Here is a 12940-nt window from a genome sequence, read left to right as displayed (position 1 = left end):
TGACAGTCCGGTTGTAGGCGGGTGCTGCTGACCCGCAGTGCACTGCAGTTTCCTGATAACCGGCGTGCAGCGGCTTTTCAGCAAATCAAACATGCGCTATACGCACCAAAGTGTAATTGTTTTCTTTGCAATAACCGAACGTTGGCCTTTTGGCTGCTTTCCAGTACGCGGATGTTGCCAATGCGCAAATGGAGAAACACATACGATGAACCAAGAAATACTTCCCCGCGCAACTGTTCAGGATCATGCGGCGTATCTATCGGGGAAACACGATTTCCAGGCTGACATCCAAATCGTATCTGGCAGCGACCTCATCGGAACGATATTGGAAACGATCTTGCTGGCTACGAACATGCGCTTCGCCGCCGTCGCACGTGTAACAGCCGAACGTTGGGTCGCCTGTCGAACTGTAGACGAAGTCAATTTCGGGCTCGCCGAGGGCGACGAGATCGAAATCCAGTCCACCTTCTGTCAATCCGTCCGAGCCACAGGTCAGCGCGTGATGTTCAACGATGTCGCGACTGATGATGTCTATCGCGGCCATCCTATCGCGACAAATTTCGGCATTGTCAGTTATGCCTCCATTCCAATATATCGCAGCGATGGCAGCTTCTTTGGCACACTTTGCGCCATAGACATCGAGCCGCGGGAGGTGAAACATCCGCGTGTTGTCGCCATGCTGGAGATGTTTGCCAGCGTCATCAGCCAGGGCCTCGAAACTCAGGAACAGCTGGCAGCTCAGGAGCTTCTTATCGAAAAAGAACGGGAGTTGGCCCAAATACAGGAAGAGTTCGTAGCCGTTCTGGGCCATGATCTGCGCAACCCCGTTGCTGCTTTCGGGGCAGGTCTTCGGCAGCTTGAGAAAGAGCCCCAGAGTGCCAGAACAGAGACGATTTTGCCGCTGATGCGCTCATCGCTGCGCCGGATGAACGAATTGATCGAAAATATCATGATGCATGCAAAGTCCCGCCTGGGAGGCGGTATCCGCATTTCCGCGACACCGAACGCGCCACTGGCCGAAGCCATTACTGAAGTGGTTGAGGAGTTCCGGATTGCGGCACCGGAGCGTGAAATTGTGCTTGAACTGGACTTCAACCAGCCTGTCCACTGCGACGCTGCACGCATTGCACAGGCTGTCTCAAATCTGGTTTCGAACGCCATCAATCATGGGACACCCGGCTCTGTGATAAAAGTACAGGGCACGTGCGCGGAAGGCGAACTTGCGATTACTGTTTCCAACCGGGGCAAGGCGATTCCTGAAGAGCTGAAAAGCGATCTGTTCCGCCCGTTCCAGCGTGGCAGGAAAGCAAAAAGCGAAGGTTTGGGGCTGGGGCTTTTTATCGCCTCCTCCATCGCGCACTCTCATGATGGTCGCATCGATGTGACGTCCAAGGACGGCACGACTGCCTTCACGCTGAAGCTGCCGCTTTTTGCCAAAGACCGCGCTATGGAAAGTGACATGCCCGACGGCCATCTGCTGAGTTGACCTGGTTTCTGCCAGGCAACTCTTCACGTCCTGTCCCGGTGGTGCCGGTTCAATGCCATTCCGGCCCAATCCGGAGATTGGCCGCCGTAACTGTCGCCACACTGCAGCTTCATGCAAGCGCATGGATGGAAGAGGCGCAGCATTTTGATGTTGGCGTCGCGACTCCGCACTGGCGCCATTGATTGAGATCAACGACACTCCGGATCATTTCTGCGGGAATAGTTCTCAGTTCAGGAGAAACCGACATGCTGAATATCACAAAGAAATCCGCTAATCGTGTGGACATTGAATTGAGTGGCAGCCTCGATGCTGACAGCATGCGTATTGCGCTGGATCAGTTGATCGAAGTATCGGAAGGGGTCAGCAACGGACATATGCTTTACAGGATATCAGACTTTTCCATGCCTACACTGGGTGCTATCGGAGTTGAAATGGCCCGCCTGCCAAAACTTTTCGGGTTGCTCGGCAAATTTGATAAATGCGCGGTGCTCAGCGATTCCAACTGGCTGCGGACCGCCGCCACTGTAGAAGGCGCACTTTTTCCGGGAATCGACATCAAAAGTTTTGAGTTCGACGAGATAGATGCGGCAGAAGCCTGGTTGGGCACGGCTGCAGCATAGACCGTGCCCAAAAACCGGCAGACCACTGGGGGTGCCGCCATACCTCAACCGGAACGTTTGCAACGGGTGCTGACGACGCGGCTTGTGACGCGTTACGGGCTCGGTGTAACCGTGGGGGTGGGCATTTATGTTCTGGTTGGTGCGACCGCCGCCAAGGCCGGCCCATTTGCCCCGATATCCTTCCTCATCGCGGCTGTCGTAGTCGCGTTCACAGCCTTTTCCTATGCAGAGCTTTCCACGCGCTATCCTGTCAGTGCAGGAGAGGCAGCCTATGTCGAAGCCGGATTCAACTCCGGATGGCTGGCCACGATTATCGGCCTGGCCGTCGCTTTGTCAGGCATGGTGTCAGCCGCGGCAGTGGCTATAGGTGCTGCATCCTATCTGCACGATTTCACCATGGTGTCGCAGAGCGCGCTGACGGTGGCGGTTGTCGGGATCATGGGATTGATAGCACTTTGGGGCATTGCACAATCCGTCGCAGTGGCTGCGATCATCACGATTATCGAAATCTGCGGTCTGATTTTTGTGATCATCTGGGGGATTTTCGTGGCTGAACCCCTGGGTGTTGACCCGTCCGAAATGCTGCCTGACCTGGCGGGGTCACACTGGATCGGCATCGGTGCGGCATCGCTGCTGGCTTTCTTCGCCTTTATCGGGTTTGAAGACATGGCCAATATCGCCGAGGAGGTCAAGGACCCGGTTCACACAATGCCTAGATCGCTTCACGGTTACATTGAATCATTTGACCGGATTTGCGCGTTTGCCGGCGAGGCACGCTTCGCGCCGTGGTCTTCATGACCACAAGCGGAGTGTAACGACGTCCGGCGGGCGTGCAAATCCGGCCTTCGGTGCTCCATATCAGCCCACCGGACAGCGTTAGCCAACTTGCCCGATGCGCCAGCATCGCGCTGCGTTGCCTGCCTTGCCGATGAACTGATCTGGAGCATCAAATGGTTCAATGTAACCGTGAAACGATCTAGAGCCATCATCTGGACGCTGGTTCTGGCGACAATCCTCTATATTGGCACCACCACAGCAGTTCTGATCGCGGTGCCGATCGAAACGCTTGCCGTCTCTGCCGCTCCGCTATCGCTGGTGTTCGATGCTGCCCCTGAGAGCGTCAGACAAACCTTCTCCGCTGTTGCTATCGTGGCCACCATCAACGGCGTGCTGATCCAGATGATCATGGCATCACGCGTGCTCTATGGCCTCGCGGATCGCGGGCATTTGCCTGCCGCATTCGCCGTGGTGTCCCACAGAACCAGGACACCGGTTCTTGCAACCGTGACAGTCGTCCTTATTATTCTACTTCTTGCGTGGGCGCTTCCCATCGAGGCGCTGGCTGAACGCACCTCTCAAATTGTACTGTTTATCTTTGTCGTGGTGAATGCTTCTCTCATCCGATTGAAACGGACGGGGAACGGAGGAGGCCAATATTTTCAGGTGCCGATGTTGGTGCCAGTTCTGGGTATTGTCAGCTGTGTCCTGCTGTTCGCAACTGCTTTCATTTGACGGGTGATAGGGACGGTGCCGCATCATCCCCCGGCTCATAGCTGATATTTCGCGGGTCACGATACGCTGCACCGCAGGCTCAAGGTTGGCGGGCTTGGAAGTAATCATCCCAGCTTTGATGAGGGCGGCCTGCCGCCGCTTCATAGTCGCTGGGATGGTCGAGCGCGCCGTCGCGGATGCCCTCATAGATGCCGGTGATGATTGCGCCGATGAAAGGGCCCAGCTCGCGCGTGCGATCCTCCAGATAATCTTTCGCCGAAATCGCACGATAGAGGATTTGGCTATCGGCCATCTGGCTTAGATAGGACGCCAGCTGGTTTTGGGTGAGACGGTCGCCATGCAGATTGTAGGTGTCGCCGGGACGCGCGTCGTCGATCAACAGGCGCGCATAGGCGTGGGCCAGTTCAAAACGTGTCGCGTATCCGCAGCGCCCGTTGCCGGCGCAGTTGACAATTTCGCCAGCCGCCACGTAATTCGGAATATAGTCAATGTCCGGCTCGATATAGATGCCGTTGCGTCCGATCGCCCAGTTGAGCCCGCTGGAGCGGATATCGGCTTCGGTCTGGCGATTGGATTGCACCACTGGCGAGAAGGCAGTGCCCTGCTCAGCCCCCTGGATGCTGGTGTAGACGATCCGGCGCACGCCCGCTGCCCTGGCCGCGTCGATCACGTTGCGGTGCTGCACGATGCGTTCCTCGGGTGGCCCGTTGCCCGAGATCAGAAGCAGCGCATCAACGCCCGCAAGCGATCCTGTCAATGTCTCGGAATCGGAGTAATCCCCCGGGCGGATATCAACGCCCAAATCCGCCGCCCGGCTCGGGCTGCGGGCAAGGCCGATAATCGGCCGGCCCACGTTGAGGCGTAGGAGAGCCTGCAGGACCTCGCGCCCCAATTGGCCAGAGGCGGCGGTGACAGCGATGGTCATGCTCGACGTTCCTTTTCTCAAAAGTGTGAAAACGGGATGACTGGAACGCTTTTCACACCGGCGTTTGGAGGTAGAGAGCGTCGATGCGCTCTGCCTCATCGTATACCAGAATATCGGATCGACAATCCTGCTTGGCATCTGGCGGACCGCTGCGAGCTATCCAGAGCTCTTGTTCGGCTGCTGCCGGATTGGCGGTTGCGCCCGCTTGGATATCATGCCCTATGGCCAGACAAATCGCGGTGCCAAAACCTGACGCTGCGGCGGTTCGATGCCAAGGATCTGGACGTTGCGCAGATGTTCGCCGATCAGCGATGGCAGGACAACCGCTTGACGCGAATAGCAGAATGGGATGCCGGGCGGCGGATGCGAGATGCCGCGTGGAGCGCCTATTGCCAGCTCTGTGACAAATCGAATGCGGCGGCTTTTTCTTCGTCGGGGAGATCATCGAACCAGTCGGTGAGCCAGACGTCTTCCAATCCGGCGCGGCGGGCGGTGAGGTACCATTTCCCGGCTTCGACCGGGTTTTTGTCAGTGCCAAATCCGGTCGCCATCAGCCGGGCGATGCGGGATTGCGCCACCGGATTGCCGGCCCGGGCGGCCTGCAGAAACCAGTTGGCGGCGGCGCTGCGGTCCTGCGCAACACCGCGGCCATCATAGAGCATGGCGGCCAAGTCAATCTGCGCATCAATCAGGCCCTGACGAGCAGCTTTTTCATACCATTGGGCGGCGACAGCGGCATCGCGGGCGACACCGGCACCCTCGTCAAATGCCGCGCCGAGCGCATATTGCGCCTCGGCGTGCCCGGCAAGTGCCGCGCGGCGCAGATAGGCTGCTGCGATGCCAACCTTGCGTTCAACGCCTTCACCTTCCAGATAGAGCAGGGCAAGATTGTAGAGCGCGTCAGCATGGCCGGTCTGCCCGGCCTCGGCAAACATGTCTGCTGCCTTCGTCTTGTCGGGCAACACGCCATGGCCGCGCAGATACATCATGCCAAGGGCAAATTTGGCCTGCGGGTCGCCAGAGGCGGCAGCCAAACGGAACCAGTCGGCGGCTTGCCGGTAGTTCTTTTCCACACCCTCGCCCTGATAGAGAATCTGGCCCAGAAGAGTTTGCGAGGGCGCATCGCCCTGTTCGGCCTTTTCCAGAGCGAGCGCAAAGGCTTCCAGATAATAGCCGCGCTGATAGGCGCCAAATGCCGGATCCACAATCGGCGGCGGTAGCTGATCGGGCGGCGGTGCGGTTTCAGCCGCAGCGGGGACTGCAGCATCTGTGCTGGACGCGGCAGTGTCCTGCGCCTGCGCAACCGCGCTGATCAGCCAGATGGACCACAGAAAAAGAAAAATCGGACGCAGCAAAACAGACACTATTCCAGATTGGGACCAGCCCTACGCGCTAGTCATTCTGCAACAATTTATGGGCGGCCTTTATGGCAGCTTCGGGGCCATCGGCATGCTGCCAGACAAAGCCGTTGAGGCCGATAAAATCAGCCCGGGTGGCCACAGCATTTTCGACATCTTTGAGCTGTTTGCCGGCCATCGCCACGCAGGGAATTTCAAACAGATCCGCCCACCATGCCGCCAGTTCCAAAGCCGAATCCGGGCTGGTCTCCTCTGTCTCGAACATATCGCCGAACAGCAGATAATCCGGCAGCGCCTCGCCCTTTTCCATGGCGTCATGGCGGTCGCGTATCGTGCCGGCCCCGACAATCTTCGCAGGCTGAAAGCGGCCGATGACATCTTTCAATTCTTTCAGATTGCCGGTCAGATGAATGCCGTCGGCTCCGGCGCGGCCACTGATCTGGGTGTCGTTCAGGGTGAGGGCGGCAGCGCCGTGTTTCTGGGCAATCGAGGCCAGCAGCTTGCAGTCATTCTGATAGCTGTCAGAGGCATCGCCCTGACTGCGCGGCGCGATCAGCAGTGCGGCCACTTGCGCAGCCTGCAGAACCCTGTCCAGTAAACCGGCGAATTCAGTGCGCTCGTCAAATTGCGGAGTGACCAGATAAAGTTGAGCCGCAGAGCGGTATTTGTCAACCATTATGCTTCCAGACTTTCAGACCATTTTCCACAAGCAGCGAGACCGTTCATCCGCGCCCGGTGGGCAAAGGCGGTTTGCGCCGCAATGCGGTTTTCGGCTTTTCCGCACCAGGTTTTCAGCGCCGCCGCCTGCAAAGCGCGGCCATAGGAAAATGTCAGGGCCCAGGGCAGGTCAGCAGAGGCATTCATCGCATTGAGATGTGCGGTTGCCTCCAAATCAGACTGGCCGCCGGATAAAAAGGCAATGCCGGGTACCGCAGCCGGTACTTCGGCCCGCAGACAGGCAAGGGTCTTTTCGGCAATTTCACCGACGCTGGCGCGCTGGCCGGATTGCTGGCCGGGCACAACCATATTGGGCTTCAGGATGATGCCCTCAAGATCGACCCTGGCATCGTGGAGTTCGCGGAAAACCGTGTTGAGTACCCGCCGGGACACATCTGCGCACTGATCGATATCATGGCTGGCATCCGGTCCATCCATGGTGACCTCCGGTTCGACAATCGGCACGATCCCGGCTTCCTGGCAAAGCGCTGCATAGCGCGCCAGAGCATGGGCATTGGTCTTGATCGCGTTCCAGCTGGGCCGGCCATCGCCGATGGCAATGACGGCACGCCATTTGGCAAACCGCGCGCCCTTGTCATGGTATAGCGCCAGCCGCTCGCGCAACCCATCAAGGCCTTCTGTCACGGTTTCGCCCGGATGACCTGCAAGCGGTTTGGCGCCCTTGTCGACCTTGATCCCGGGAATGGATCCAGCAGCGCTAATCAGATCGACCAGCCGTGCCCCGTCCGGTGCTGTCTGATCCAGTGTTTCTTCAAACAGGATCACGCCGGAAATTGCATCTTTCATGGCCTCGCTGCGAAACAGCATTTCGCGGTAATCGCAGCGATTGGCCGGTGTGCATTCGACCTGAATGCTGTCGAACCGCTTCTTGATTGTGCCAGTGCTCTCGTCAGCAGCCAGAATGCCCTGGCCTGCGGTCACCATCGAAGCAGCGATGTCGTGAAGAATGCTCATAATTTTTATCCATTCCAGAGAAACCGCTTATGCGGGTTTGAGGGCATCAACTCCTGGCAGGGGCTTGCCCTCCATCCATTCCAGAAATGCGCCACCGGCAGTGGACACATAGCTCAATTTGTCACCGACGCCGGCATGGTTCATGGCGGCAACCGTATCGCCGCCGCCCGCCACAGAGGTCAGCGCGCCTGCGCTGGTAAGCGCGGCAGCATGCCTGGCAGTGGCGACAGTGGCCTTGTCGAACGGTTCCATTTCGAACGCGCCAAGCGGACCGTTCCAGACCAGTGTCCTTGTGCCATCGAGCTTTGACCTGATCAGCGCGACGGAATCCGGTCCCACATCCAGCATCATCGCATCACCGGGAATCCGGTCCACGGAGACAATTTCATGGGCGGCATTGGCCTTGAATTCGCGGGCGACCACAGCATCGACCGGCAGGATGATTTCGCAGTCATTTTCGGCAGCGGTGTCCATGATGCGTCGTGCTGTATCCGCCAGATCATGCTCACACAGCGACTTGCCGACATCCTTGCCCTGTGCCGCCAGAAAGGTGTTGGCCATGCCACCGCCAATGACCAGCATGTCGACCTTGGTCATCAGGTTCTGCAGCAGGTCCAGCTTGCTGGACACTTTGGCACCGCCGACAATGGCCATCACCGGCGCGGCCGGATTGCCAAGACCGGCCTCAAGGGCTTCCAGTTCGGCCTGCATGGTGCGGCCGGCATAGGCCGGCAGCAACCGGGCCAGGCCTTCGGTGGAAACATGGGCGCGGTGGGCGGCTGAAAATGCGTCATTGATGAACACATCACCAAGCTTTGCCATTTGCCGCGCCAGATCGGGATCGTTTTTCTCCTCGCCCGGATAAAACCGGGTGTTTTCCAGAAGAATGACTTCGCCGGGCACAAGTGCAGCGACAGCCTGCTGCGCCGTTTCGCCCACACAATCGGCCGCAAAGGCGACCGGTTTTCCCAGCGCATGGGTCAGCGCAGGGACAATCTGGCGCAGTGACAGCTCCGGTAGAATCTGGCCTTTCGGCCGCCCGAAATGAGCCAGCAGAACAACTTTTGCGCCCTTGCCGGAGAGTTCCCGAAGAGTGGGCAGAATACGGTCGATGCGGGTCATATCGGTGATTTGGCCATCGGCCATTGGGACATTCAGATCGACCCGGACGAGACAGGTTTTCCCGGAAGGATCAAGATCATCGAGGGTTTTGAATTTAGACATGAAAGGGTCCTTAGAACATGGAATCGCCGGTGCCGGCCATATAGGCCTGCTCTTCAGCGCTGCTGATACGTCCAAGCGCGGCATTGCGTTTTGGAAAGCGCCCGAAACGCTCGATCACCGCCCGGTGTTTTTTCGCGAAATCCAGATCGCCAACATTGCCCAATGTGGTGAATACAACGATCGATTGGTCCTGGATAGCCAGACTCTCGGAATGCATAAAGGGCATATAAAGAAACGGGCGTTGCCGATCTTGCAGCTTCAGATCATCACCGGTGGCAACGGCTTCCTGGGCCAGGGCCAGAGCCAGCGGATCACTGGCGAAGGCGCGCGGCTGGCCGCGAAACAACTGACGCGTGAACTGGTCCAGAATGATAATTTCGGCAAGGCGTCCCTGCGGCGTGCGGCGCCAGTGAAACAATTCGCATTTCTCAGCCTGGACCAGAAGGTCCGCAAAGCTGGCTTCGACCTGATCATCAAACTCGGCCTTGCCGCCGAACCAATCCTTGGCAGTGTGTTCATCGAACCAGAATTTCAGAACATCATCCGGCGACATATCCGCTCCCCAGTGACAGTGGTGTTTGTCATGGCCCGATCTTTAATACGGGTCGGACCAAAAAGTCAGGGCTGCCGAAGCAGCCCTTTCTCAATCAGTTCAATTTACCCATTGCGACAGCAGTATCGCTCATCCGGTTGGAGAAGCCCCATTCATTATCGTACCAGGTCAAAATCCGGCACATGGTTCCATCCATTACTTTGGTCTGGTCCATGTGGAATACCGAGGAATGCGGGTCATGATTGAAGTCAGTCGACACCAGCGGTTCGTCGGTATAACCCAGAACGTTTTTCAATTCGCCATCGGCAGCGGCGCGAATGGCATCGTTGATTTCCTCAACGCTGGTCTGGCGTGATGCGATGAAGGTGAGATCAACCACCGAGACATTTGGTGTGGGCACGCGAATCGCAACACCATCAAGCTTGCCATTCAATTCCGGCAGCACCAGACCCACCGCTTTGGCAGCACCGGTGGAGGTCGGGATCATCGACAGGGCGGCGGCCCGACCGCGGTAAAGATCCTTGTGCATCGTATCCAGCGTCGGCTGATCGCCGGTATAGGAGTGGATAGTGGTCATGAAGCCTTTTTCGATGCCGATGGTCTTGTTCAGCACATAGACAACTGGCGACAGGCAATTGGTGGTGCAGGACGCATTGGAGACGATTTTGTCGTCGGCTGAGAGACTTGCATGATTGACGCCATAGACAATCGTCTTCACATCAGAGCCACCGGGCGCTGAAATCAGAACTTTTTTGGAGCCGTTTTGCAGATGCAGGTCGGCTTTTTCGCGACTGGCAAAAATGCCGGTACATTCGAGGGCGACATCGACATCGCCCCAGGGAAGATCCTTCGGATCGCGGATCGCGGTGACCTTGATGGGGCCCTGGCCGACATCGATCGTATCGCCATCCACCGTCACGGTGCCGGGAAACCGGCCATGCACGGAATCATAGCGCATCAGATGCGCGTTGGTTTCAACCGGGCCGAGATCATTCAGAGCGATGACCTGAATATCGGTGCGTCCGGATTCGATGATGGCGCGCAGAACATTTCGGCCAATACGTCCAAAACCATTAATGGCAACTTTTACAGTCATTCGAATGATCCTTTCCCCAGGGGGCAATATATGAATTCGGCAATGTTGTTTCGTGGGCTGGAACCCTATTCAGAAAGTTTTGCCCAGGCCAGATCAGCGACAGCCTGTGCGGTAATTCCGAAATGTTCGTAAAGCTCCTTGTAAGGACCGGAGGCGCCAAAGCCTGACATGCCGACAAATCCGCCCTTGTCGCCAATGAAGCGGCGCCATCCCATTTCGATGGCGGCTTCGACGGCAATCTTGACCGGGGATGTTCCAATCGTGGCCGCCTTGTATTCCGCGCTCTGTGCTTCGAAAAGTTCAAAACAGGGTACGGATACAACTCTGGTGCTGTGGCCGGTCTGGTTCAGAAGTTCGCTGGCCGCAATGGCAATTTCCACCTCTGAGCCCGAGGCAAACAGAGTGACATCTGCGGTTTCGCCTTCAGGAATAACCACTTCGTAAGCACCGCGCGCGCACAGGTTTTCGCTGTCAAACTCAAACCGGGCGGGTTTCAGATTCTGGCGGGTCAGGGCGATGGCGCTTGGTGTCGTTTCCTGCTCCAGAGCCAGTTGCCAGCACTCGGCAGCTTCAACGGCATCGCAGGGGCGGAAGACGTTGAGGTTGGGAATGGCGCGCAAAGCAGCCAGATGTTCAACCGGCTGATGGGTTGGACCATCTTCGCCAAGACCGATGGAATCATGGGTCAGAACGTGAATAACGCGCAGGCCCATCAGGGCCGCCAGACGAATGGACGGGCGGCAATAATCGGAAAAAATCAGAAATCCGCCGGAATAGGGAATCAGGCCGCCATGCAGGGCCATGCCATTCATCGCCGCGGCCATGCCGTGCTCGCGAATGCCGTAATGCACGAATCGACCGGAAAAATCACCGGCTGACCACGCCACCATACCCTTCGTCCGGGTGTTGTTGGAGCCGGTCAGATCTGCAGATCCGCCGATGGTTTCGGGGATCGCCGCATTGATCACTTCCAGAGCGGCTTCGGACGATTTGCGGGTTGCCATAGTCGGCGGCTCACTGGAAAGCTGCTTCTTGTAATCCAGCATGGCCTGCCCGAACCCTGCCGGCAGAGTGCCTCTCATGCGGCGCTCAAACTCGGACTGCAGATCGGAATTCAACTCGGTGAAGCGCTTGTTCCACTCCTTATGGGCCTGCGATGAGCGCAGTCCGGCAATGCGCCAGGCATCGAGAACATCACTGGGAACTTCAAAGGGAGGGTAATCCCACCCCAGATTTTTGCGCGCGCCGGCAATCTCTTCCGGACCAAGCGGAGCCCCATGGGCAGCGGATTTTCCAGCTTTGTTGGGCGCACCGAAACCAATGATGGTCTTACAGGCGATCATGGTCGGCTTGTCACTGCTCTGCGCCGCCTGAATGGCCTCGGTGATGGCCTTCTCGTCATGACCGTCAACCGACAGTGTGTTCCAGTTGGCCGCTTCGAAACGTTTGATCTGGTCGCCGGATTCCGACAGCGACAAAGGACCGTCAATCGAGATGCCGTTATTGTCAAACAGCACGATCAGCTTGTTGAGGCCAAGATGGCCTGCCAGCGAGATTGCCTCATGGCTGATCCCTTCCATGAGATCGCCATCAGAGACCAGGACATAGGTATGGTGATCGACAACTTTTGTGCCGAATTCATCGGCCAGCTTCTTTTCAGCCATGGCCATGCCAACAGCAGTGGCGATGCCCTGACCCAGCGGCCCGGTTGTGGTTTCAATTCCGCTGGCGTGGCCATATTCGGGATGGCCGGCTGTTTTCGACCCCAACTGGCGGAAATTCTTCAATTCTTCCAGTGTCATGTCCTCATAACCCAGCAGATAGAGCAGGGAGTAGAGCAGCATTGAGCCGTGGCCGGCGGACAGAACGAAGCGGTCACGGTCGGCCCATCTGGAGTCGACAGGATCGAATTTCATAAATTTGGTGAACAGAACCGTGGCGATATCGGCAACACCCATGGGCAAGCCGGGATGGCCTGAATTTGCAGCCTGCACTGCATCCATTGCAAGTGCGCGAATGGCATTTGCCATGCGTGTATGTTTTTCACTATTTGTCATTGAAAATGTCTCTTGATCCCAATTGGACGGTGTTTCATTGCGATGCGGATACTGTACCTGAATCTATGCGCACTGAAGGTCCGAAGCAATCATGTTGATCTTTTCAGCAGATCAACGCATCAACCGCGTTCAAGGCCATTTGCGGTAGGACAGGTCCCGTCTTTCGTGTGTTTCATCTGTACTTTTCGCGCAGACACATAGCATCTGGAAGCGGTGAGTCAATCGGGCGCACATGCGGTCGCTGGCAGTGGCCGGGCCAGTGAGCGGGAGAGTGATCGGCGCAATGCGCCGCGCGGGGCCGCGCGGGTCTGACAAAACGTCGCGGGCTGCTTCCAGCAGCATATAATGAAGTCTGACCAAGCCATTGTCATAAAAGGACTTGTGCGAATCCTCGCAAAAAGGCAAACTTTGCAGGGA

12 protein-coding genes are annotated in these 12940 nt (G+C 57.4%); 4 read left to right on the top strand and 8 right to left on the bottom strand.

What is annotated here, in order from left to right; genetic code table 11:
• Positions 1-64: 64 nt before the first annotated feature.
• From RAL88_RS10440 to RAL88_RS10425, 4 genes are all read left to right on the top strand, one after another.
• The gene (locus RAL88_RS10440) at positions 65-1486 is read left to right on the top strand and encodes a GAF domain-containing sensor histidine kinase (RefSeq protein ID WP_306269350.1); all 1422 of its coding nucleotides are present in this window, start codon (positions 65-67) and stop codon (positions 1484-1486) included.
• 245 nt (positions 1487-1731) lie between these two features.
• Positions 1732-2106 carry an STAS/SEC14 domain-containing protein gene (locus tag RAL88_RS10435; RefSeq protein ID WP_306269348.1) on the top strand — a complete coding sequence of 125 codons (375 nt, stop codon included), beginning with the start codon at positions 1732-1734 and terminating at the stop codon, positions 2104-2106.
• A 3-nt stretch (positions 2107-2109) separates the two neighbouring features.
• Entirely contained in the window at positions 2110-2904 is a 795-nt protein-coding gene (locus tag RAL88_RS10430; protein WP_306269346.1) for an APC family permease, read from the top strand.
• Positions 2905-2991: 87 nt separating this feature from the next.
• Entirely contained in the window at positions 2992-3618 is a 627-nt protein-coding gene (locus tag RAL88_RS10425) for an APC family permease (RefSeq protein ID WP_306269345.1), read from the top strand.
• Between the two features lie 79 nt (positions 3619-3697).
• On the opposite strand, the gene RAL88_RS10420 is transcribed toward RAL88_RS10425, so the two are convergent.
• From RAL88_RS10420 to tkt, 8 genes are all read right to left on the bottom strand, one after another.
• Entirely contained in the window at positions 3698-4543 is an 846-nt protein-coding gene (locus RAL88_RS10420) for an SDR family oxidoreductase (protein WP_306269343.1), read from the bottom strand.
• A gap of 386 nt (positions 4544-4929) precedes the next feature.
• Positions 4930-5898, bottom strand: a complete 969-nt coding sequence (locus RAL88_RS10415; protein WP_306269342.1) for a tetratricopeptide repeat protein — start codon at positions 5896-5898, stop codon at positions 4930-4932.
• 37 nt (positions 5899-5935) lie between these two features.
• On the bottom strand, positions 5936-6577 hold the full coding sequence (locus RAL88_RS10410) for a thiamine phosphate synthase (protein WP_306269341.1): 642 nt from the start codon (positions 6575-6577) through the stop codon (positions 5936-5938).
• Complete coding sequence (locus tag RAL88_RS10405; RefSeq protein ID WP_306269643.1) at positions 6577-7596, bottom strand: class I fructose-bisphosphate aldolase; 1020 nt, start codon at positions 7594-7596, stop codon at positions 6577-6579. Before RAL88_RS10405 ends, RAL88_RS10410 begins: the two co-directional genes overlap by 1 nt.
• Before the next feature lie 24 nt (positions 7597-7620).
• Complete coding sequence (pgk, locus tag RAL88_RS10400; RefSeq protein ID WP_306269340.1) at positions 7621-8817, bottom strand: phosphoglycerate kinase; 1197 nt, start codon at positions 8815-8817, stop codon at positions 7621-7623.
• A 10-nt stretch (positions 8818-8827) separates the two neighbouring features.
• Entirely contained in the window at positions 8828-9370 is a 543-nt protein-coding gene (locus RAL88_RS10395; protein WP_306269338.1) for a DUF924 family protein, read from the bottom strand.
• Between the two features lie 94 nt (positions 9371-9464).
• Positions 9465-10466 (bottom strand): type I glyceraldehyde-3-phosphate dehydrogenase, encoded by a 1002-nt coding sequence (gene gap, locus RAL88_RS10390; RefSeq protein ID WP_306269336.1) that lies wholly within the window; start codon positions 10464-10466, stop codon positions 9465-9467.
• Between the two features lie 65 nt (positions 10467-10531).
• Entirely contained in the window at positions 10532-12523 is a 1992-nt protein-coding gene (gene tkt, locus RAL88_RS10385; RefSeq protein ID WP_306269334.1) for a transketolase, read from the bottom strand.
• Positions 12524-12940 lie beyond the last annotated feature (417 nt).

Origin of the sequence: Pararhizobium sp. IMCC3301, from assembly GCF_030758315.1 — a bacterium.
In the GTDB taxonomy this organism is placed as follows: domain Bacteria; phylum Pseudomonadota; class Alphaproteobacteria; order Rhizobiales.
The sequence above is the reverse complement of the archived record's forward strand: the minus strand, read 5'-3'. Positions and strand labels throughout refer to the sequence as shown.